22 protein-coding genes are annotated in these 20783 nt (G+C 74.6%); 10 read left to right on the top strand and 12 right to left on the bottom strand.

The features are described 5' to 3' along the window. Positions 1-5 precede the first annotated feature (5 nt). Positions 6-1340: an Nramp family divalent metal transporter gene (locus tag H7344_RS18945; protein ID WP_186347546.1), complete on the top strand. Its 1335-nt coding sequence runs from the start codon at positions 6-8 to the stop codon at positions 1338-1340. Position 1341: 1 nt separating this feature from the next. Continuing rightward, a complete protein-coding gene (locus H7344_RS18940) occupies positions 1342-1935 on the top strand; it encodes a YdeI/OmpD-associated family protein (protein ID WP_186347545.1) in 594 nt (197 codons plus the stop codon). 18 nt (positions 1936-1953) lie between these two features. Here H7344_RS18940 and H7344_RS18935 read toward each other — a convergent pair whose 3' ends face one another. From H7344_RS18935 to H7344_RS21320, 4 genes are all read right to left on the bottom strand, one after another. Beyond that, on the bottom strand, positions 1954-4362 hold the full coding sequence (locus tag H7344_RS18935) for an FtsX-like permease family protein (RefSeq protein WP_186347544.1): 2409 nt from the start codon (positions 4360-4362) through the stop codon (positions 1954-1956). Continuing rightward, on the bottom strand, positions 4359-5123 hold the full coding sequence (locus H7344_RS18930) for an ABC transporter ATP-binding protein (protein ID WP_186347543.1): 765 nt from the start codon (positions 5121-5123) through the stop codon (positions 4359-4361). The genes H7344_RS18935 and H7344_RS18930 overlap by 4 nt, the downstream gene beginning before the upstream one ends. A gap of 65 nt (positions 5124-5188) precedes the next feature. Continuing rightward, a complete protein-coding gene (locus H7344_RS18925; RefSeq protein ID WP_268238539.1) occupies positions 5189-5893 on the bottom strand; it encodes a response regulator transcription factor in 705 nt (234 codons plus the stop codon). Continuing rightward, entirely contained in the window at positions 5890-7086 is a 1197-nt protein-coding gene (locus H7344_RS21320) for a sensor histidine kinase (RefSeq protein ID WP_186347542.1), read from the bottom strand. The genes H7344_RS18925 and H7344_RS21320 overlap by 4 nt, the downstream gene beginning before the upstream one ends. Before the next feature lie 78 nt (positions 7087-7164). Between H7344_RS21320 and H7344_RS18915 the strand changes: the two genes are divergently transcribed. The 5 genes from H7344_RS18915 (at position 7165) to H7344_RS18895 (ending at position 10727) form a co-directional block, all read left to right on the top strand. Then, positions 7165-7323: a DUF4177 domain-containing protein gene (locus tag H7344_RS18915; RefSeq protein ID WP_186347541.1), complete on the top strand. Its 159-nt coding sequence runs from the start codon at positions 7165-7167 to the stop codon at positions 7321-7323. A 3-nt stretch (positions 7324-7326) separates the two neighbouring features. Further along, a complete protein-coding gene (locus H7344_RS18910) occupies positions 7327-7803 on the top strand; it encodes a RidA family protein (protein ID WP_186347540.1) in 477 nt (158 codons plus the stop codon). Next, positions 7800-8678, top strand: coding sequence for an NUDIX hydrolase (locus tag H7344_RS18905; protein WP_186347539.1), 879 nt, complete (start codon positions 7800-7802; stop codon positions 8676-8678). The genes H7344_RS18910 and H7344_RS18905 overlap by 4 nt, the downstream gene beginning before the upstream one ends. Further along, positions 8675-9487: an MBL fold metallo-hydrolase gene (locus H7344_RS18900; protein WP_229706972.1), complete on the top strand. Its 813-nt coding sequence runs from the start codon at positions 8675-8677 to the stop codon at positions 9485-9487. Before H7344_RS18905 ends, H7344_RS18900 begins: the two co-directional genes overlap by 4 nt. 142 nt (positions 9488-9629) lie before the next feature. Continuing rightward, entirely contained in the window at positions 9630-10727 is a 1098-nt protein-coding gene (locus tag H7344_RS18895; protein ID WP_186347538.1) for an endonuclease/exonuclease/phosphatase family protein, read from the top strand. A 186-nt stretch (positions 10728-10913) separates the two neighbouring features. Here the strand turns inward: H7344_RS18895 and H7344_RS18890 are convergent, their stop codons facing one another. After that, the gene (locus H7344_RS18890) at positions 10914-11591 is read right to left on the bottom strand and encodes a Crp/Fnr family transcriptional regulator (protein ID WP_268238538.1); all 678 of its coding nucleotides are present in this window, start codon (positions 11589-11591) and stop codon (positions 10914-10916) included. Positions 11592-11735: 144 nt separating this feature from the next. Between H7344_RS18890 and nth the strand changes: the two genes are divergently transcribed. The 3 genes from nth to H7344_RS18875 are packed head-to-tail and all read left to right on the top strand — an operon-like array spanning position 11736 to position 14415. Further along, positions 11736-12488: an endonuclease III gene (gene nth / locus H7344_RS18885; RefSeq protein ID WP_186347563.1), complete on the top strand. Its 753-nt coding sequence runs from the start codon at positions 11736-11738 to the stop codon at positions 12486-12488. Then, positions 12485-13228: an NUDIX hydrolase gene (locus H7344_RS18880; protein WP_229706970.1), complete on the top strand. Its 744-nt coding sequence runs from the start codon at positions 12485-12487 to the stop codon at positions 13226-13228. Before nth ends, H7344_RS18880 begins: the two co-directional genes overlap by 4 nt. Then, positions 13225-14415 (top strand): MarP family serine protease, encoded by a 1191-nt coding sequence (locus H7344_RS18875; RefSeq protein WP_186347536.1) that lies wholly within the window; start codon positions 13225-13227, stop codon positions 14413-14415. The genes H7344_RS18880 and H7344_RS18875 overlap by 4 nt, the downstream gene beginning before the upstream one ends. 13 nt (positions 14416-14428) lie before the next feature. Here H7344_RS18875 and H7344_RS18870 read toward each other — a convergent pair whose 3' ends face one another. The 7 genes from H7344_RS18870 to H7344_RS18840 form a co-directional block, all read right to left on the bottom strand. Next, positions 14429-14839, bottom strand: coding sequence for a phage holin family protein (locus H7344_RS18870; RefSeq protein WP_186347535.1), 411 nt, complete (start codon positions 14837-14839; stop codon positions 14429-14431). A gap of 62 nt (positions 14840-14901) precedes the next feature. Next, positions 14902-15297 (bottom strand): cation:proton antiporter, encoded by a 396-nt coding sequence (locus tag H7344_RS18865; RefSeq protein WP_186347534.1) that lies wholly within the window; start codon positions 15295-15297, stop codon positions 14902-14904. Further along, positions 15294-15554 carry a monovalent cation/H+ antiporter complex subunit F gene (locus H7344_RS18860; RefSeq protein WP_186347533.1) on the bottom strand — a complete coding sequence of 87 codons (261 nt, stop codon included), beginning with the start codon at positions 15552-15554 and terminating at the stop codon, positions 15294-15296. Before H7344_RS18860 ends, H7344_RS18865 begins: the two co-directional genes overlap by 4 nt. After that, complete coding sequence (locus tag H7344_RS18855; RefSeq protein WP_186347532.1) at positions 15551-15940, bottom strand: Na+/H+ antiporter subunit E; 390 nt, start codon at positions 15938-15940, stop codon at positions 15551-15553. Before H7344_RS18855 ends, H7344_RS18860 begins: the two co-directional genes overlap by 4 nt. Continuing rightward, positions 15937-17445, bottom strand: coding sequence for a monovalent cation/H+ antiporter subunit D family protein (locus H7344_RS18850; RefSeq protein WP_186347531.1), 1509 nt, complete (start codon positions 17443-17445; stop codon positions 15937-15939). The genes H7344_RS18855 and H7344_RS18850 overlap by 4 nt, the downstream gene beginning before the upstream one ends. Then, positions 17442-17774: a sodium:proton antiporter gene (locus H7344_RS18845; RefSeq protein ID WP_186347530.1), complete on the bottom strand. Its 333-nt coding sequence runs from the start codon at positions 17772-17774 to the stop codon at positions 17442-17444. The genes H7344_RS18850 and H7344_RS18845 overlap by 4 nt, the downstream gene beginning before the upstream one ends. After that, positions 17771-20641 (bottom strand): DUF4040 family protein, encoded by a 2871-nt coding sequence (locus tag H7344_RS18840; protein ID WP_186347529.1) that lies wholly within the window; start codon positions 20639-20641, stop codon positions 17771-17773. The genes H7344_RS18845 and H7344_RS18840 overlap by 4 nt, the downstream gene beginning before the upstream one ends. Positions 20642-20783: the final 142 nt, after the last annotated feature.

The raw sequence follows: 20783 nt of genomic DNA, 5'->3' as shown, positions 1-20783 counted from the left end.
CGGCGATGACGTCCTCGGGAGACACGACGGACCCCACCGGAACAGCTGGAACGGCCGGGACGACCGGCCGCCCGCCCCGGTGGAAGGTCGTCGGGCCCGGCCTGGTGGTCGCCGCGACCGGTGTCGGGGCCGCGGACCTGGTGGCAACACTGGTGGCCGGCGCGAAGTTCGGCTACACCCTGCTGTGGGTCGCGGTGCTCGGGGCGGTGCTCAAGGTGGTGCTCGTCGAGGGAGCGGGTCGCTACTCGCTGGCGACGCAGCGGACGATCTTCGAGGGCTGGCGCAGCCTGGGCCGGTGGACGACGTGGTACTTCGCGCCGTACATCCTCGTGTGGGGCGTCGTGTACGGCGCCACCGCGATGTCGTCCACGGCGCTGCCGGTCGTCGCGCTCGTCCCCGACCTGTCGCTGCGGTGGACGGCGGTCGCCTTCGGCCTGGCCGGCCTGGTGCTGGTGTGGTTCGGCAGCTACGGCGTCTTCGAGAAGATCACCGCAGCGCTGGTCGGCGTCATGTTCGTGACCGTCGTCGGCGCGGCCGTCCTCACGCTGCCGAACCTCGGCGAGGTGCTGGGCGGCCTGCGCCCGGCGCTCCCCGACGACTCGCTGGTCAACGTGCTCGGCATCGCCGGCGGTGTCGGCGGCACGATCACGCTCGCGGCGTACGGCTACTGGCTGCGGGAGAAGGGCTGGCACACCCCGCGGTTCATGCGGGTGATGCGGATCGACAACGGGGTGGCGTACGCCGTCACCGGGGTCTTCGTCGTCTCCATGCTCGTCGTCGGCGCCGAGCTGCTCTACTCCGCCGGGATCGCGATGGAGACCGGCGACCAGGCGCTCGTGCAGCTCTCCGACGTGCTGGCCGACCGGTACGGCGAGGTCTTCGGCACGGTGTTCCTCGTCGGCTTCTGGGCCTCGTCGTTCTCCTCGCTCATCGGCGTGTGGAGCGGGGTGAGCCTGATGTTCGCCGACTTCGTGGGCAACCTGCGCGACCTGCCCTCGGGCCACCCCGACACCCGCACCGGCGGACGGCTGTTCAAGGCCTACCTGCTGTGGCTGACCTTCCCGCCGATGCTCCTGCTGCTGCTCGACGAGCCGGTCGGGCTGATCCTGGCCTACGGCGTGCTCGGGGCGCTGTTCATGCCGTTCCTCGCGATCACGCTGCTGGTGCTGCTCAACAAGCGCCGCCCGGGCGCGCTCCCGCACTCCGACGTCCCGCCGGAGTGGCGCAACGGCTGGCTGTCGAACACCGGGCTGGCGGTGTGCGCGGTGCTCTTCCTCCTGCTCGGCGCCAACGAGCTGCGCGAGGTGCTGGCGCCCTACGTCCCGTTCCTGGAGGGCTGACGTGGCCGGTCCGGAGCTGCCCGAGCTGCTCGTCCCCGACGCCGCCGCCTGGCGGGCGTGGCTGGCGGAGCACCACGCCGACTCGCCGGGCGTGTGGCTGGTGCTGACCAAGAAGGGCGGCGACGTCACCGCGCTGACCCGGGCGGCGGCACTGGACGAGGCGCTGTGCTTCGGGTGGATCGACGGCCAGGCCCGCAGCCGCGACGCGGCGACCTCGCTGCAGCGGATGACCCGGCGTGCCCCGCGCAGCCGCTGGTCGCAGGTGAACGTCGAGCTCGTCGCCCGGCTCGAGGCGGAGGGCCGGATGGCGCCCGCCGGCCGGGCCGCCGTGGAGGCGGCCCGGGCCGACGGGCGGTGGGCGGCGGCGTACGCACCGCCCTCCCGGCTCGAGGTCCCCGAGGACCTGCGGGCCGCCGTCGCCGCGGACCCCCGGGCCCAGGCGATGTTCGACGTGCTGACCTCGGCGAACCGGTTCGCGATGGTCACCCGGCTCGACGCGGTCAAGCGGGCCGAGACGCGCGAGCGCAAGATCCGGGAGTACGTCGCCATGCTGGCCCGCCACGAGACCATCCACCCGCAGCGGGCCCGCCCCTGACCCTCGTCCCGGCCAGGCTCAGTCCATCCCGAGCCCGGCCGCGGGGGCGGTGCGGACCGCCCGCCGGGTGGGGAGCACGCTCGAGGCGAGCCCGGCCAGCCCGGCGACGACCACGACGAGGACCAGCTGGCCCCAGGGCAGCACCATGGCGGCGTCGTCGGCGACCGCGTCGACCATCGTCCGCAGCGCGACCCAGGCGTACGCCGCCCCGACGACCACCCCGACGACGGTGGCGACCAGCGAGAGCAGCAACCCCTCGACGGCCAGCGTGCCCCGCAGCTGCCGGCGGGTGAGGCCGAGCGCGCGGAGCAGCGCGTTCTCCCGACCCCGCTCGAGCACCGAGAGCCCCAGCGTGTTGCCGATGCCGATGAGCGCGATGACCACGGCGATCCCGAGCAGGCCCACGACCGTGCCGGTGATGACGTCGAGCTGGAGGTCGACCCAGTCGCGCTCCCCGAGGGCGCTGACCAGGTCGGCGCCGGCCGGCACGGCGAGCGCGTCGAGGTCGCCGGCGAGGTCCTCGGGGTCGGCCGCGTCGTCGGCGCGGGCCCAGACCGCCCGCGGGGTGGTCGAGTCCGTCAACCGCGCCAGGGTGGCCGGCGCGACGACCGCGGCGTCGCCCCAGCCCTCGCCGGTGTTGAGGCTCAGCCGGCGGGTGCGGCCCTCGACGGTGACCGTCACCCGGCCGTCCTCCGGCCACTCCGTGAGCAGGCCGTCGGGCAGCCAGATCGAGCCGGGCTCGGGGGACGCGACGCCCGAGGTGCCGCGCAGCACGCCGGTCGTGCCCTCCGGGGCGGCCACCAGCGTGACCGGGCCCTGGCCGTCCAGCTCTGCGGTGGTGCCGGCCAGCTCGACCGCGTCGACGACGCCCTTGGTCGCCCGGACGTCGGCGAGCAGGTCGTCGGCGAGGGGTGCGTCGGCCGTCATGGTGAGGTCGACGGGGTACTGCTGGTCCATCTCCTCCTCGACCGTGTGCCGCGAGCTGGCCAGGCCGATGAGGACGGCGGTCGTCAGCGTGACGCCGACGAGCAGCGAGGCGGTGGTGGCGGCGGTGCGGCGCGGGTTCCGGACGGCGTTGCCGGTCGCGATCCGCCCGGGCGTGCCGGTCAGCCGGGTCACGCCCGCACCCACGAGCCGCACCGCGGCCGGCACCAGCACCGGGCCCAGGAGCAGCAGCCCGGAGAACGACGCGATCCCACCGGCCAGCATCGGGACCACCTCGTGCGAGGCGATCGCGAGCGCCAGCAGCGCGCATCCCCCGGCGGCCGCCACGAGGCCCAGCGCGACCCGGACCCGACCGGCGGTGGTGCGGACGTCGACGTCGTGCGGGCGCAGCGCGGACAGCGGGTCGGCCGCCGTGGCCCGCCGGGTCGGGAGCCAGGCCGCCACGAGGGTGACGACCAGCCCCGTCGCCAGCGCGGCGGCGTACCAGGCGGGGGAGGGGAGCGTGGTGCCCATGACGTCGTCGGCGACGACCCGCCGCACGACCGCGACGATCGCCAGGCCCAGCACGGTGCCGCCCAGGACGCCGACCACCGAGGCGACGACGGCGAGGACGAGCGCCTCGACCCGGACCGAGCGCAGCACCTGGCGGCGGGTCGCGCCGACGCACCGCAGCAGGGCGAAGTCCCGCGCCCGCTGGGCGAAGAGGATCGTGAAGGTGTTGGCGATGACCAGGACCGAGACGAAGAGCGCGATCGCGGCGAAGACCAGCAGCATCGTCGCCAGCACGTCGACGCCGCGGGTGATGTCGGCCTGCACCGCCTGGACGTGCTCCGGGGCCGGCACGACGTCGCGGTCGGTGCGCTGCTCGAGGCTGCCCGCGCCGGGACCGGCGTAGACCACGCCGTCCACCCAGAGTCCGTCGACGAAGGTCTCGAGGTCCGCGAAGGTCAGCAGGAAGTCCGTGCCCGGCGCCGCGGACGGGGTGTCGACCAGCCCGACGACCTCCGCCTCGACGACCCGGTCGCCCGAGCCCAGCCGGACGGTGTCGCCGAGACCGACCCGGTCGGACTTGGCGGCGTTGACGTCGACCGCGACCTCGCTCGGCGCGTCGGGAAGGCGGCCCTCGCGGACCTCCTGCCAGCGCAGCCGCTCGTCGTCGGCGACGGCGCCGACCCTGACGTTGTCGGTCAGCAGCCGGTCCTCGACCCGCGCCCGCTCGGTCGCGAAGCCGATCACGGCGGCCCGGTCGCCGCGTCCGGCGGCGGCGCGGACGATCTCCCGGGCCTCGGCGCCGTCGAGCCCGGTGACGACGACGTCGGCCTCGGCGTAGGGGAGGCCGACCGAGGCGGTCATCCCGGTGCGGGCCGAGGCCGAGAGCATCCCAGTCACCACGACGAACGCGACGCCGATGACGACGGCGACCGCGGCGGCGACGTACCGCCGCGTGTGCGTGCGCAGCGAGGCCAGCAGCACCGTCCTCATCGGACCTGCTCCCCGCGCAGCGCGGCGACGAGCTGGTCGGCGGTCGGCTCGACCAGGTGGGCGCGGACGGCGCCGTCGGCGAGGACCACGACGTCGTCGGCGTACGCCGCGGCGTCGAGCTCGTGGGTGACCATCACGACGGTCTGGCCCAGCTCGCGCACCGACCGCCGCAGGAAGCCCAGCACCTCCGCGGAAGCGGCGCTGTCGAGGTTGCCGGTCGGCTCGTCGGCGAAGACGATCTCCGGCTCGGTCACCAGCGCGCGGGCGATCGCGACCCGCTGCTGCTGGCCGCCCGAGAGCTCGGCGGGGCGGTGGCTCAGCCGGTCGCGCAGGCCGAGCACGTCGACGACGAGGTCGTGGCGCTCCCTGACGGCGCCGGTGAGGCGGCGGCCGGCGAGCTCGAGGGGGAGGGCGATGTTCTGCCCGGCCGTGAGCATCGGCAGCAGGTTGAAGGCCTGGAAGACGAAGCCGACGTGCTCGCGGCGGAAGAGCGTGAGGGCGGTGTCGTCCATGCCGTCCAGCGCGCGGCCGGCGACCTCGACGCTGCCGGAGGTGGGGGTGTCCAGGCCCGCGAGGCAGTGCATGAGCGTCGACTTGCCGGAGCCCGACGGGCCCATGACCGCGGTGAACCGGCCGGCCGGGAGGTCGAGGTCGACGCCGCGGAGGGCGGAGACGGCGGCGTCGCCGCGGCCGTGGACGCGGGTCAGGCCGCGGGCGGTGGCGGCGAGTGTCGGGGTGACGTGTGAGGTCGTCGTGGTCATGCCTCGACGATCCCGTCCGGACGGGGGTCGGGTCGTCCGCCTGTGGGCGGGACCCGGCGTACGACTCAGGTCGTACGTGCCAGCCCGGTCTCGTACGCCAGGACCACCAGCTGCACGCGGTCGCGCGACCCGGTCTTGGCCAGCAGGCGGCCGACGTGGGTCTTGACGGTCGTCTCGGCGACGACCAGCTCGGCTGCGATCTCGGTGTTGCTCAGGCCGCGGCCGACCAGCGCCAGCACCTCGCGCTCGCGCTCGGTCAGCGGCGCGAGCCGGTCGTCGGCGGGCGCGGTGGGGGCGCTGGCGCTCGCGGGGTCGGGCAGGACCGCGGCGAACTGCTCGAGCAGCCGCCGCGTCGTGCTGGGCGCGACCACCGAGTCGCCGGCGTGGACGGTGCGGATCGCGCCGAGCAGCTCCTCGGGGCCGGCGTCCTTGAGCAGGAACGCCGCGGCGCCGGCGCGGATCGCGGCGAAGGCGTACTCGTCGAGGTCGAACGTCGTCAGCACCAGCACCCGCGGCGCGTCGGGCCGCTCCGCGAGCCGGCGGGTCGCCTCGACGCCGTCCATCCGCGGCATCCGGACGTCCATGAGCACCACGTCGGCCCGGGTGACCGAGAGCCGCTCGAGCGCCTCCGCGCCGTCGCCGGCCTCGCCCACGACCTCGAGGTCGGGCTGGCTGTCGACAAGCATCCGGAAGCCGCCGCGGACCATCTGCTGGTCGTCGACGAGAAAGACCCGGATCGTCGTCCCGCCGGCGTCGTCGGCTGCGGTCACGCCGGGATCCTCGCAGAGACCGTGAAGCCACCGCCCGGCCGTGGTCCGGCCTCGATCGTGCCGCCGTGCACACCGACGCGCTCCCGCATCCCGAGCAGGCCCAGCCCGTGGCCGTCGTCGGTGGCGGCGGCGCCGCGCCCGTCGTCCTCCACCCGCAGCTCGACCGCCCGGTCGCGACCGGTGCCGGTCACCGCGACCTCGACCCGCACCGACGGGTCCGGTCCGGCGTGCTTGCGGACGTTGGTGAGCGCCTCCTGGACGACGCGGTACGCCGCGAGGCCGACGCCGTCGGGCACGTCCCGGCCGTCCAACGGGGTGGGCAGCCGCGCGTCGACGTGCGCCCCGGCGGTGCGCGCCTCGGCGACCAGCGCATCGAGGTCGCCCAGGCCGGGCTGGGGTCGCAGCGCGGGCCCGCTGCCGTCGCCGTCCTCGGCGCGGAGCAGCCCGAGCATCCGCCGCATCTCGGTCAGCGCCTCGCGCCCGGTCGCCGCGACGGTCTCCAGCGTGCGGGCGGCGACGTCGGGGTCGGTGCGGGCGGCGTACCGCGCGCCGTCTGCCTGCACGACGATCACCGACAGCCCGTGCGCGACGACGTCGTGCATCTCCCGGGCGATCCGCGCCCGCTCGTCGGCCGCGGCGAGCGCCACCTGCTGGGCGGCCTCCTTCTCCACTCGCTCGCTGCGCTCGACCAGCGCGTCGACGTACGCCTCGCGGGTGCGGCCGAGCGTGCCCAGCGCCCAGGCGGTCGCGGCGATCGCGCCGAGGAAGAACGCGTTGGCCAGGAGCGTGAGGAGCGGCTCGGGCGAGCCCGCGCTCCAGTCCCGGGCGGCCGTGAGCGAGGCGACCGCGCTGACGGCGAGCGCCGCCCAGCCGTGCGGGGCCGTCGCGTAGCGCGCCACGGAGTAGACCGCGACCGGCCAGGCGGCCTGGCCCAGCAGCGGCTCGTCGAGGAGGAGCACCTGCAGCGCGTGGGCCGCCGTCACCGCCCAGAAGACCACCACCGGGTGGCTGCGGCGCCACAGCAGCGGGCCGAGCTCGAGCAGCGTCAGCCCGACCGGGACCACGCCGAGGGCGTAGCCGAGGGGCAGCAGCGGCAGGACCAGCACGCCGACCAGCAGCACGTCGAACCAGCGCCGGCCACGCGGGCCGAGCCGGGGCGGGCGGCGCACGAGCGTGGAGGCGGACGCGGTCACGCGCCGACCCTAGGTGGCCGATCCCGCCCGCGCGTCCGACCACGGGAGGACGTCGGCGGCCGCGAGTAGGGTGCGGCCATGACCAAGTGGGAGTACCTGACCGCCCCGATCCTCACGCACGCCGCGAAGCAGATCCTCGACAACTTCGGCGCCGACGGCTGGGAGCTCGTCCAGGTCGCGCCGGGGATGAACCCCGAGAACCTCGTCGGCTACTTCAAGCGCCCGATCGAGGGCTGAGCCGTGGCTGGGACGTCCCCCGAGGAGCGGCTCGCCGAGCTCGGCCTGGCGGTGCCGGAGGTGGCCGCGCCGGTCGCGGCCTACGTCCCCGCCGTCCGCAACGGTGACCTGGTCTTCACATCCGGCCAGCTGCCGATGAAGGACGGCGAGCTGCTCGTCACCGGCAAGGTCGGCGGCGAGGTGAGCGCCGAGGAGGCCTACGCCTGCGCCCAGCAGTGCGCCCTCAACGCGATCGCCGCGGTCAAGGCGCAGGTCGGCGACCTCGCGCACGTCGAGCGGGTCGTCAAGGTCACCGCCTTCATCGCGTCCACCCCGGACTTCACCGGCCAGCCCGGCGTCGCCAACGGCGCCTCGGAGCTGTTCGGCAACGTCTTCGGCGACGCCGGCGTCCACGCCCGCTCCGCCGTCGGCGTGCCGGTCCTGCCCCTGGACGCGCCGGTCGAGGTCGAGGTCGTCGTCGCCGTCCGGGCGGGCGCGTGAGGATCCCGCTGCCGCCCGTGCCGCTGCCCGAGCACCTGCTCGACGTGGCCCGGGAGTACGACGACGGCACCCGCACCCCCGTGCAGCCGCGCGACGCCGCGACCGTGGTGGTCATGCGCGACGGTGCCGACCCGGCCACGGGGCCGGAGGTCTACCTGCTGCGCCGCCAGGTCTCGATGGACTTCGCCGGCGGCATGGCCGTCTTCCCCGGCGGCGGGGTCGACCAGCGCGACTTCGACGCCTCCGTCGCCTGGGCCGGCCCGGACGCCGCCGACTGGGCCCGCCGGCTCGGTACGGACACCGAGCTCGCCCGGGCCCTGGTGTGCGCCGCGGTCCGCGAGACGTTCGAGGAGTCCGGCGTGCTGCTGGCCGGCGAGTCCGCGGACACCGTCGTCGCCGACACCACCGGCGCCGACTGGGAGGCCGACCGGGAGGCACTCGTCTCCCGCGACCTCGCGATGACCGACTTCCTCAACCGCCGCGGGCTGGTGCTGCGCACCGACCTGCTCGGCACCTGGGACGGCTGGCTGACGCCGGTCTTCGAGCCCAAGCGCTACCGGACCTGGTTCTTCGTGGCCGTCCTGCCCGAGGGCCAGCGCACGCGTGACGTGTCCACCGAGTCCTCCTCGGTCACGTGGCTGCCGGCGAAGGTCGCGGCCGAGCAGGCCGACAGCGGCTCGCTGGCGATGCTGCCGCCGACGTACCTCACGTGCCTGGAGGTGGGCACCCACGCCACCGCCGGCGAGGTGCTGGCGGAGGCGGAGGGGCGGACGGTCGAGATGTTCCGCCCCGCGGTCGAGCCGCTCGGCGAGGGCTGGACGCTGTCGATGCCCGACCGGCTGCGGCCCCTGGTGGCGGAGCGCCGCCGGTCGTGAGCGCGGGGGGCGCCGGCGCCTGGGCGGGCGGGTCGTTCGGCGAGCGCGGCTCGTGCGTGCTCGCGCCGAACCCCGACCTGATGACCCTCGACGGCACCAACACCTGGGTGCTGCGCGAGCCGGGCGCCCGGCGCTCGGTGGTCGTCGACCCCGGTCCGTCGATCCTCGAGCACCTCGACGCCGTCGCCGAGACCGCCGGCGAGGTCGGCGCCGTGCTGCTCACCCACCACCACCTCGACCATTCCGAGGCGGCGCGGGAGTTCGCGGAGCGGATGGGGTGCGGCGTGCGCGCGCTCGACCCGGCGTACCGGCTTGGCTCCGAGGGGCTCGGCGACGGCGACGTCGTCGAGGTCGACGGCCTCGAGGTCCACGTCGTCGCGACGCCCGGGCACACCGCCGACTCGCTGTCGTTCCTGCTGCCGGCCGAGGGGGCGCTGCTCACCGGAGACACCGTGCTCGGCCGCGGCACCACCGTCGTCGCGCACCCCGACGGGCAGCTCGGCGCCTACCTCGACAGCCTCGACCGGCTGCACGCGCTGGCCGAGCGGGCGGAGGCACGCACGATCTGGCCCGGCCACGGGCCGGTCATCGACGACGCGCTCGGCGTGCTCGACTTCTACATCGCCCACCGGCGCGGCCGGCTCGCCCAGGTCGAGGCCGCGGTGGCCGGGCTCGCCGAGGTGCCGGCCGCGGACCTGCCGCGCCGGGTCGTCGAGGTCGTGTACGCCGACGTCGACCCCGTCCTCTGGGGCGCCGCCGAGCTCTCGGTCCGCGCTCAGCTGACCCACCTGGGGCACCTCGGCCACTGAGCCGGCGCTGAGCCCGTAGCGGGGAGCCGGCCGGCGGTCACCGGTCGGTCTCGACTTCGCCGAACCGGCCGCGAGCGGCCGCGCCCTCTGGCACCCTGGCGCGCGTCGGACAGGGACGGACGTGGGCTGGAGGACGCCGCTGATGCGGGTGCGCACCGTTGTGGGGACGATGCCGCGGCAGGTCCGGGTGCTGGTGTCGGTGCTGGTCGTGACGGCCGCGCTGCTGGTGCCGCTGCTGGCGGTGCCGACGCCGACGTCGCGGGCGGCCGTCGAGGCGGCCGGGCCGCGGGCGACGTACCGGCTCTCCGTCGTGACCGCCAACATCGACGGCGCCGAGCGCGGCAGGGGCGGGGACAAGCTCGGGACCGTGCAACGCGTGCTCCGCGGCAGCGACCCCGACGTCGTGATGCTCCAGGAGGTCTGCTGGAAGCACTTCCGCCGGTTCATCGACGCCAACCGCGCCTGGATCGGGCCGGGGGAGACGTGGCGCGACCACTTCCGGTTCCAGAAGCTGCGCCACCACCCCGGCTGCACCAGTGGCAAGGGCGTCCAGCGGCACGGGCTGGTGCTGGCCTCGCGGCACCGCCTCTCCGGCCTCTCGACGCACCGGCTGCCCAACCCGCGCAGCCGCACGCCCCACCGCTTCCAGGTGATGTGCGCGGACGTCGCCGTCCGCGGGACGCTCGTCGCGTTCGCCCAGGACGCCGTGCGCGCCTGCACGACCCAGCTGCGCGCCGGCCGCGGCCGCGCTTCGGGGGCGGGCCCGGCCCGTCAGGCGCAGGCCGTGGCCGTCCGCCGGGTCCTCGCCCCGGTCGTCGAGCGGGACCGCGCCGCGGTCGTGCTCGGCGGCGACTTCAACGCGGTGCCGCAGAAGGGCACGATGAGCCAGCTCTACCGGCTCTCGCGCAGCGGCTGGTTGACCAACCGGCGCGGGCTGTTCTTCGAGGCCGACCAGACCGGCGCGTACGCCTCCCGCCCCGCCGGCCGCGCGGCCGGCCTCGAGCAGATCGTCTGTCGGCTGGCCCCGCGGGTCTGCCGCTGGGGCGAGCCCACCCACCGCTCCCGGGGCCAGGCGCGCAAGCTCGACTACGTCTTCTTCGGCGTCAACCGCGCCCAGCCGGCCGCGACCACCGGCCTCCTCGGCACCCAGCAGCACCTCGGCGGCGACGTCGTCCGCTCCCCCTCGGCCACCCACGAGGTCTTCCTCGGCTGGGCCGACCTCGCCCTCGACCTGTCCTGACCTCCCCCGCCCCGTTGTCGGGCGGGGCGTGTCCTGGCTCGGTCCGGGCGTCGACGATCGTTCAATTGCGCGGTTTCAGCGCGTCCCGGGGCCGGATCTGCGCGACAACCGCACAATTGCGCGGTTGTCGACCGGCCCGCGGCCAGCCCTCGACCAGGAAGACCCGGACCGAGGGGAGGACGAAGGTCAGCGGGCGCGGCGGGAGAGCCGCTCGACGTCCATGATCACGACCGAGCGGGGCTCGAGGCGCAGCCAACCGCGGGAGGCGAAGTCGGCCAGGGCCTTGTTGACCGTCTCGCGGGAGGCGCCGACCAGCTGGGCGAGCTCCTCCTGGGTGAGGTCGTGGTGGACGTGGACGCCGTCGTCGGCGGTGCGGCCGAAGCGGTCGGCGAGGTCGAGCAGCGCCTTGGCGACGCGACCCGGCACGTCGGAGAAGACCAGGTCGGCGACGACGTCGTTGGCCTTGCGCAGCCGGCCGGCGAGCTGGGTGAGCAGGCCGCGGGCGACGACCGGGCGGCCCTCGAGCCAGCGCAGGAGGTCCTCGTGGGAGAGCGAGGCGAACGACGCGTCGGTCACCGCGGTCACCGTCGCCGAGCGCGGGCCCGGGTCGAAGAGCGAGAGCTCACCGAACATCTGGCCGGGGCCGAGGATCGCGAGGAGGTTCTCACGACCGTCGGAGGAGGTGCGGCCGAGCTTCACCTTGCCGTCGAGGACGATGTAGAGCTTGTCGCCCGAGTCGCCCTCGTGGAAGAGCACGTCACCGCGGCGCAGGCGGCTCTCGGACATCGAGGTCCGCAGCGCCGTCGCCGCCTCGTCGTCGAGCGCGCTGAACAGCGGCGCCTGACGAAGTACGTCGTTGTCCACGGGTCCTCCTCCTCGACGGGCCCACCGGGCATGGGCCAGTCCCTGCGGCATCCTATCCAGTGCCGTTGCTCACAAGCACCATCGGCACCGGCGGGTCGCCACGGCCGCACCGCCGCCGAGCCGCCGGTGAGCCGCGGCGCCCCGATGTCGGCGCCGGTCCGTACCCTGGGCGCCGTGCCAGCAGAGCCCGCCGCGACAGCCGAGGAGTCGCCGACCGCGCTCGTGCGGCGTGCCCGCAAGATCGACCGCGTCCTCGCCGAGACCTACCCCGAGGCGCGGTGCGAGCTCGACTTCGCCAACCCCTTCGAGCTGCTCGTGGTCACGGTGCTCAGCGCGCAGACCACCGACCGCCGGGTCAACGCCGCGCGACCCGCACTGTTCGCGGCGTACCCCGACGCCCGGGCGATGGCCGCCGCCGACCGCGCCCACCTCGAGCAGCTCGTCGGGCCGCTGGGGTTCTTCCGCGCCAAGACCGAGTCGCTGCTCAAGCTGAGCGCCGCGCTGGTGGCCGACCACGGGGGCGAGGTGCCGCCGCGCCTCGACGACCTGGTCAAGCTGCCGGGCGTCGGCCGCAAGACCGCGAACGTCGTCCTCGGCAACGCCTTCGACATCCCGGGCATCACCGTCGACACCCACTTCGGGCGGCTGGTCCGCCGCTTCGGCTGGACCGCCGAGACCGACCCGGTCAAGGTCGAGCACGCCGTCGGCGCGCTGTTCCCCAGGCGCGACTGGACGATGCTCAGCCACCACGTCATCTGGCACGGCCGCCGGATCTGCCACGCCAAGAAGCCGGCGTGCGGGGCCTGCCCGGTCGCGCGCTGGTGCCCGTCGTACGGCGCCGGGCCGACCGACCCCGAGACGGCTGCGGCCCTGGTCAAGACCCAGGGCCCCGCGTGAGCGCCGAGGGGCGCGCACCCGACCACGGGGTGCCGGGCCTGCCGGAGTGGATGCGCCCGGTCGAGGAGGCGGTCGCGGCGATCGAGGCCACCGACCTGACGCGGTTCGTCCCGCCGGAGGGCTCCGACGCGCGCCAGGGTGCCGTGCTGATGCTCTTCGCGGAGGGCCCGCGCGGCGGGGAGGTGCTGCTGACCGAGCGCGCGCACGACATGCGCAGCCACCCCGGCCAGGTGTCGTTCCCGGGCGGCTCGATCGATCCGGGCGAGACGGTCGTCGGGGCGGCGCTGCGCGAGGCCGAGGAGGAGGTCGGGCTGGTGCCCGACTCGGTCGACGTGGTCGGCTGCCTGCCGCAGCTGTGGCTGCCGCCGAGCAACTTCGCGGTCACGCCGGTCGTGGGCTGGTGGCGCGAGCCGTCCGCCGTGGGCGTGGTCAGCCGGGCGGAGGTGCACGCGATCCACCACGCGGCGATCGCGGACCTCGTCGACCCGGACAACCGGATCACCGTGCGCCACCCGATCGGCTACACCAGCCCCGGCTTCCTGATCGGCCCCGACCGCGACGTCATCCTGTGGGGCTTCACCGGCGGGATCATCGCCCGGCTGTTCGACTTCCTCGGCTGGACCCGCGAGTGGGACGAGTCCCGGGTGCGCGACCTGCCGGCGTACATGCTCGCCGGCGACTCCCGCGTCCAGCGCAACGCGCGCGCCGGCATGCTGGACATCGAGGAGCCCGACCGGTGAACCCGCTCGACTGGCTGCTGGTGCTGCTGGTCCTCGCCTACGCCCTCTCGGGCTACTGGCAGGGCTTCGTCACCGGCGCGTTCGCCACCGCCGGCCTGCTGCTCGGCGGCCTCGCCGGGGTGTGGCTCGCACCCGTGGCGCTGGGCGACGCGGCGCCGTCGCTGGTGGTCTCGCTCGGCGCGCTGTTCATCGTCATCCTCAGCGCCTCGCTCGGCCAGGCGGTCCTGCAGTACGCCGGCGGGCGGATCCGCGACCGGATCACGTGGCAGCCCGCCCGCGCCGTCGACGCGGTCGGCGGCGCGGCGCTCAGCGCGGCGGCCGTCCTGCTCGTCGCCTGGGCGCTGGGCGTGGCGATCTCGGGCTCGGCGATCGCGGGCGTGACCCCGCTGGTCCGCGGCTCGACCGTGCTGGCCGAGGTCGACCGCACCCTGCCGGGGTCGGCCGACAACGTGCTGGAGGCGTTCAACGACGTCGTCGGCACGACGTTCTTCCCGCGCTACCTCGAGCCGTTCGCCCCGGAGCGGATCGTCGAGGTCGGCCCGGGCCCGAAGCGCCTCCTGCGCGACCCCGACGTCGAGGCCGCCCGCGAGAGCGTGCTGAAGATCCGCGGCACCAACGCCTGCGGCCGGGGCATCGAGGGGACCGGCTTCCTCTACGCGCAGGGCGAGGACGGGGAGAGCCGGATGATGACCAACGCGCACGTCGTCGCCGGCGTCGCGGACCCGGAGGTCGAGGTCGGCGACGAGTCGGTCCCCGCGGAGGTCGTCTACTACAACGCCGAGCTCGACGTCGCCGTGCTGTCGCTGGACGGCGGTGGCCGCCGCTCGCTGGCCTTCGACCAGGGCGCGCAGCCCAAGGACGGGGTGGCGATCCTGGGCTACCCCCAGGACGGCCCGTACCACGTGGGCGCCGGCCGGATCCGCTCCGAGCAGCGGCTGCGCTCGCCGAACATCTACGGCGACGGCACGGTCATCCGCGAGGTCTACTCGCTGCGCGGCCTGGTGCGCCCCGGGAACTCGGGCGGCCCGATCGTCTCGTCCGGCGGTGACGTCGTCGGCGTCGTCTTCGCGGCGTCGGTCACCGACCAGGACACCGGTTACGCGCTGACCGCCGAGCAGGTCGAGGAGCCCCGCCGGATCGGCCTCACCAACACCGAGGAGGTCTCGACCGGCGACTGCGCCGGCTGAGGCGCTCCGTGGGTCAGGACCGGCCCTTGAGCGCGCGCGGGATCTCCCGGCCCTGCTCGATCGCCTTCTCGGGGGCGCGGACCTGCTTGACCTTCTTCACGCCGATGAAGGCGAGGAGGCCGGCGAGCAGGAGGTAGAACCCGAAGACGATGAGGAACGCCCAGTGCAGCTCGAGGCCCTGGTCGTCCCAGTGGATGAAGTAGGCGATCGCCACCGAGAGCATGATGATCGCGAGCACGGCGAGGAAGCCGGCCGCGGCGAAGAGCCCGACGCCGATCCCGCCGGCCTTGACGCTGACCTTGAGCTCGGACTTGGCGAGCTCGATCTCCTTCGACACCAGCGTCGAGATGTCGCGGCTCGCGTCGGCGACGAGGCGACCGATGGTGGGGTCCCCCTCCTGGGGCGGCCGGACCGGATGCGACATGCGTTCGTTCCCCTTGCGTCGAGATGTGGGTCTGACCCTACAGAACCCGTTGGGGGCCCAGGTCAGTCGTGCGGGCGGTCGGGAGCGGCGCGGGGGTCGGGCCGGTCGGGGTCCGCGCCGAGGGCGTCGGCGATCGTCCGGGGGTCGAGCTCGCGCTGGGTGCGGTACGCCGCGCGGCCCAGCATGTTGCTCGCCACCGACGAGACGACGAGCGAGGCGGCGATGGCGAGCACCGCCTTCAGGCCGTCGAGCACCGTGAGGTCGCCGCGGGCCAGCTCGTGCACGGCCGCGCCGAGGATGATCAGCGGCAGCCCCGCCCCGGTCGCCGGGCTGAGGTTGTTGACCCGGCTGATCGCGTCCCGGGCCCGCAGCATGCCCAGCGCGGTCACGAGGAAGAAGAGCGATCCCGCGACCAGGAGCACGCCGCCGGCCAGGGCGCCGACGTCGCCCGCGCTCATCGCGCGCCCCGCGTGAGCATCCGCGAGAAGGCCGCCGTGGCCAGGATCCCGCACAGCGTCCCGAGGAGGACGACGTCGAACAGCACGCTCGTCTCGCGAAGCACGCCGGTGACCACGAAGATCGCGATGGCGCAGAAGAAGAGCAGGTCGCCGACGACGGCGCGGGTGGCGTCGTCGGGCCCGCGCGCGATGCGCACGGTCCCCAGGGCCGAGGACACCACGAGGACGGCGATCGCGATCGCAGCCAGTGCGGTCATGGGTGGGTTCCTTCCTCGGGGGTGCCGTCCCGCCCGGAGCCGCGGGAGGCGTCCAGCAGCCGGTCCCGCATCTCCTCCAGCCCGGAGACGAGGGCGGCCTCGTCCTCGCCGAAAAGCCCCTGCACGTACGCCGCCGCGGGACCGTGCTCGTCGGCCGGCGCAACGGCGAGGACCAGCGTGCCGGGCGTGATCGTGATCGAGCTGGTGAGCAGTGTGATCTCCACGTCGCCCATGCCGGCCAGGGAGAGCTTGACGATCCGCGGGCGCTGCGTGGAGCCGGGGGTGCCCACGTCGCGGGCCAGCGCCAACGTGGAGACGACGAGCTGCCCGACCAGCCACGGTCCGAAGCGGAGCAGCACGCGCAGGGTCGCGGTCAGGGCGTTCACCGGCCGGTCACCTCCGCGGCGTAGCGGGAGACGTCCAGCAGGCCGTCGGCGGCGTCGACCGCCAGGTCCCAGGCGGGGCCGGGGACCAGGAAGAGGCCGAGCGACGCGACCAGGAGGACCGTCGAGGGCAGGACCAGCCGCCGCGGTGCGCGGGTGCCGGGAGGCACGTCGATCGGGTCGGTGTCGGTGCTGCCCCGCGAGGGCATCTCCTCCAGCGACGGGCCCCAGAACACCTCGCGCCACAGCCGCAGCATCGCGACCAGGGCGCCGATGCTGGCCACCACGACGACCGCCAGCACGACGACCCGCTCGGGGGTGTCGAGGTCGGCGGCGGCGCGGACGAGGCCGACCTTGCCGAAGAAGCCCGACGACGGCGGGAACCCGACGAGCGACAGCAGCGCTAGCGCCGTGCCGGTGGCCAGGAGCGGCTCGCGTCGCATCAACCCGGAGATCCGCACGAACTGCCCGCTGCGGTAGACCTGCTCGATCGCGGCCGCCGCGAGCAGCAGCGAGCCCATCACCAGGATGTGGTGGACCATGTAGAACAGGCCGGCGGCCAGGCCGAGCCGGCTGCCGATGGCCAGCCCGAGCAGGATGTAGCCGACGCCGGCCACCATCTGCCACGACAGGCTGCGGCGGATGACCTTCTCGCCGAGCGAGCCGTAGGAGCCGACGAGCATCGTCAGCAGGGCCAGCCCGAGCGCCAGCAGCGTCCAGTCCGGAGCGCCGTCGAGCACGACGCTGTGGATGCGGTAGATCGCGTAGATCGCGACCTTGGTGTGCAGGGCGGAGAACAGCGCCATCACCGTGCCCGAGGTCGCCGGGTAGGCCCGTGGCAGCCACCCGTGCATCGGCACGACCCCGGCCTTGACCGTCAGGGCCAGCAGCACGACCGCGACCGCCAGGACGAACCGGGGGTCGTCGTGGTCCGCGTCGGCGAGCACGGCCATGTTGACCGAGCCGGCGACGCCGTAGACCAGGCCGACGCCGACCAGGAAGATCGTGGAGGTCAGCAGGTTGACCACGACGAACAGCCGGCCGATCCCGAGCCGGCGCCAGGTGCCGGTCATCGCGATCAGGGCGTACGACGGCAGCAGCATGACCTCGACGAAGACGAAGAGGTTGAACAGGTCGCCGGTCAGCAGCGCCCCGTTCACGCCGGCGGTCAGCATCAACGCCAGGCTGGGGAAGAACCGCAGCCGGGCGTCGCCGCCCAGCACGGCGTACGCCACGCAGACCGCGCTGGTCAGCCCGGTGACGGTGAGCATCACGGCGGAGAGGGTGTCGGAGACCAGCGGGATCGCGATCCCTGGCACGAACGCGCCGACCTGGTGCACCAGCACCGGGTTCGTGGCGTGCTCGACGAGCAGCGCGACCGCGCCCGCGGTGCCCAGCAGGGGAGTCGCGACGAGGACCGCCCGCGCCAGGCGGGGCGGGAGCACGACGGCGAGCGCCGCGGCCGCCAGCGGGACGGCGACGAAGAACGGGAGGACGGCGCCGGTCATCCGTGGTGGTCCTCTCCGGTGTCGGGCATCTGGTAGGTGTCGTCGTCCCCACCGATGCGCGCCAGCGCGAGCATCAGGACGGTGACGGCGAGCGTGATGACGATGGCGGTCAGGACGAACGCCATCGGCAACGGGTCGGCGCTGCGGGAGGAGCCCTCGGCGCCGAGCGGCTCCGTGCGCCACGCGGAGACGCCGGCGGCGAGCAGCATCAGGTTCGCCCCGTGGCTGAGCAGGGTGATCCCGAAGATGATCCGGACCAGGCCGGCCTGGAGCAGCAGGTAGGTGCCGCCGGCGACCAGCGCGGCGACCGTCAGAGGCAGGACACTCATGCGCGCTCCTCCTGGGCCGACGCGTGCTCGGCGGGCGGCGGAGCCGGTGAGTCCGGTCCGGTGGTGCGGTGCTCGACCGCGGCGGCGCCGAGCCGGTCGAAGGCGACCATGACGAGCCCGAGCACCGCGGCGTACACCCCCACGTCGAAGAGCATCGAGGTGCTGAGGTGGACCCCGCCGACGTAACCGTGGAGGGGCTCGAGGAAGGAGGAGTGGGCGTAGCCGATGAGGCCGGTGCCGATCGCGGTGAGGACGCCGCCGGCGATCAGTCCGAGGTGCAGCCCCGGCCGCGCGACCGGCCGGTCCTCGGGCCGCGCGAGGTAGACCAGCGCCACGGCCGCCGAGGCCACGAGGGCTGCGATGAAGCCGCCGCCGGGCTCGTTGTGCCCGCGCCAGAAGATGAGCACGGAGAGCAGGACCAGGCCGGGGGTCAGCAGGCGCAGCAGCAGCTGCATGGCGCGCAGGTTGCTCGCCGGGTCGGCGAGCGCGCGGGCGGCCTGCGGGTCGTGCGGCGCCGCGTCGGGGTGCGGGCGGAGCTCGGCCGGCGCGGCTCCGTCCTCCGAGCGCCGGTCCGGAACCGTGGCCAGGACGCCGACGATCGCGACGCCGGCGAGCCCGAGGACGGCCAGCTCGCCGAGCGTGTCGAGGGCGCGGAACTCGACCAGGATGACGTTGACCAGGTTGTCGCCGCCGGTCACCTCCGTCCCCTCGTCGATGAAGTAGCGGGCGGGGTCCGACTGCTCCCGGCGACCGGTCAGCAGCCAGGTCGCCCCGCCGGCGGCCGCTCCGAGCAGGAGCGCGAGCACCACGGGACCGGGTCGGCGGCTGTGCCGGCGGTGACCGAAGCCCGAGGGCAGGCCGCGGAGGACGAGCATGATGACGGTGACCGTCAGCACCTCGACCATCAGCTGGGTCAGCCCCACGTCGGGTGCGCCGAGGGCGAACAGCTGCACGGTGACGGCGATGCCGACGCCACCCAGGTAGACCGTGGCCGCGATCCGCGACTGCGCCAGGCACACGCCGACGACGCCCAGCGCGACCAGCAGGAGGAGCGCGGCGTCGATCGGCCGGCCGAGGTCGGGCTGGGCCGCGGGCACGTCCGTGCCGAGCGTGACGGCGAGCGTGCCGACCCCGAGCAGCAGGGTGAGCACCGCGAGGATCGGGGTGACGTGGCGGCCGGGGTGGTCCGCCGCCACGAGCCGGGCCAGCCAGGACCCGCCGCGGGTCGCCCCGTGCACCGCCTGGCTGATGAGCTGGACGCCGCTGCGGGGGAGCAGGTCGCGCTCGAGCCGCGGCCGCAGCCAGCGGCGCCGGCTCACGACGAGCGTCCCGCCGAGGACGACGACGGCGGTCGCGAGGAGCTCGGGGGTGATGCCGTGCCACAGGTGCAGGGCGTAGCCGCCGCCGTCGCTGATGGCGCTCACCGCGCGGTCCACCGGTGGGTCGAGCACCCAGACGGCCAGCGCCAGGGGGAGGCCGGCCCAGATCGGCAGCATGGCGGGGACCAGCAGGGCGGGCCCGGCCTCGCGGACCTCCGGGACCGAGCAGTCCTCCAGCTCCCGCTCGCCGTCGACGAACGCGCCGAGCACGATCTTGGCGCAGTAGGCGAAGGTCAGCACGGCGCCGGCGGCGGCCGCCACGAAGGCCACCGGTCCGGTCCACGCAGGTCCCGGCGCATCCAACATCGAGCCGAGGACCATCTCCTTGCTGACGAAGCCGAGCAGCGGCGGGAGGCCGGCCATGGCGGCGGCGCCGGCGATGACGGTCGCGAAGCTCCACGGCATCACCCGCCACAGCGGGGGGAGGCGGCGTACGTCGCGGGTCCCCGTCTGGTGGTCGACGATGCCGACCATCATGAACAGGCCGGACTTGAACAGTGCGTGGGCGATCGTGTGGAGGACGGCGGCGGTCAGCGCCTTCGGCGTGCCCACGCCGATGGCGGCGGTGATCAGGCCGAGCTGGCTGACCGTGGAGTAGGCCATCAGACGCTTGAGGTCGGTCTGCCCCAACGCGAACAGGGCGGCCATCGCCGCGGTGAACAGACCCGTCGCGATGAGCAGGGCGTTCCACGCCGGCACCGAGGAGAACGCCTCGGAGAAGCGCAGCATCAGGTAGATGCCGGCCTTCACCACCGCGGCGGCGTGGAGGTACGCGCTGACCGGCGTGGCCGCGGCCATCGCGTCCGGCAACCAGGGGTGGAAGGGGAACTGGGCGGCCTTGGTGAAGCCGCTGACCGCCACCAGCAGGGCGACCGTCGTGGTCAGCGCCCCGTTGTCCTGCCAGACCGGCGAGGCCAGCGCCTCGGAGAGGCTGGTGGTGCCGGTGGCGACGATCATCAGCACGACCGCCACCAGCAGGGTCAGCCCGCCGACGAAGGTGATGATCAGGGTGCGGGTCGAGGCGGCCTCGCCGCCGGAGCCCGAGCGCGCGATCAGCAGGAACGACGCGAGGGAGGTGATCTCCCAGCACAGGAAGAGCAGCACCAGGTCGTCGGCCAGGACCAGGCCCACCATGCCCAGCGCGAAGACGGTCATCCACAGGTAGAAGCCGAGCTGCCGGCCCGGCGAGAGGTACGCCGCCGAGTAGGCGAGCACCGCGGCGCCGATGACCAGCGCGATCATCACGAAGACCAGGCCGAGCCCGTCGAGGCGTAGCGCGAGGTCCACGTCCAGCTGCGGGACCCACGGCCGCGACCAGGTGACCTCCTCGCCGCGCAGCACGTCGCGGCCCGCCGGGACGAGGGCGGCAGCCATGCCGAGGAAGGCCGCGGCGAGCACCCATCCCGTGCGGCGGCCGAGCGCGAGCGTCGTGGGCACGACCAGCACCGGTACGGCGGCGAGCGCCACCAGGAGCAGCAGGACCGTCACCGGACGCCGTCCGTCGGCATCGATCGCGGCATCCGTCGCGGCGCACGTGGCGTGCGCGGGCCGCAGGACGGCCGGTCGGGGATGGGCCGGCAGGGCATGGAGATCCTTCGAGGGGTCGGCAGCAGGACTGCCGACCAGACTT

The sequence above is a fragment of the Nocardioides deserti genome (assembly GCF_014266025.1).
Classification (GTDB): Bacteria; Actinomycetota; Actinomycetes; order Propionibacteriales; family Nocardioidaceae; genus Nocardioides; species Nocardioides deserti.
Note: the sequence above shows the minus strand (reverse complement) of the source record. Positions and strands in the feature narration are given on the sequence as shown.

Bases quoted from the DNA above. Each gene is read 5' to 3' on its own strand.
- H7344_RS18930 (WP_186347543.1), bottom strand. From the start codon at position 5,123: ATGACCACGACGACCTCACACGTCACCCCGACACTCGCCGCCACCGCC.
- H7344_RS18870 (WP_186347535.1), bottom strand. From the start codon at position 14,839: ATGTCGCATCCGGTCCGGCCGCCCCAGGAGGGGGACCCCACCATCGGT.
- H7344_RS18935 (WP_186347544.1), bottom strand. From the start codon at position 4,362: ATGAGGACGGTGCTGCTGGCCTCGCTGCGCACGCACACGCGGCGGTAC.
- nth (WP_186347563.1), top strand. From the start codon at position 11,736: ATGTCGGCGCCGGTCCGTACCCTGGGCGCCGTGCCAGCAGAGCCCGCC.
- H7344_RS18865 (WP_186347534.1), bottom strand. From the start codon at position 15,297: ATGAGCGCGGGCGACGTCGGCGCCCTGGCCGGCGGCGTGCTCCTGGTC.
- H7344_RS18845 (WP_186347530.1), bottom strand. From the start codon at position 17,774: ATGAGTGTCCTGCCTCTGACGGTCGCCGCGCTGGTCGCCGGCGGCACC.
- H7344_RS18850 (WP_186347531.1), bottom strand. From the start codon at position 17,445: ATGACCGGCGCCGTCCTCCCGTTCTTCGTCGCCGTCCCGCTGGCGGCC.
- H7344_RS18860 (WP_186347533.1), bottom strand. From the start codon at position 15,554: ATGACCGCACTGGCTGCGATCGCGATCGCCGTCCTCGTGGTGTCCTCG.
- H7344_RS18915 (WP_186347541.1), top strand. From the start codon at position 7,165: ATGACCAAGTGGGAGTACCTGACCGCCCCGATCCTCACGCACGCCGCG.
- H7344_RS18895 (WP_186347538.1), top strand. From the start codon at position 9,630: ATGCGGGTGCGCACCGTTGTGGGGACGATGCCGCGGCAGGTCCGGGTG.
- H7344_RS18945 (WP_186347546.1), top strand. From the start codon at position 6: ATGACGTCCTCGGGAGACACGACGGACCCCACCGGAACAGCTGGAACG.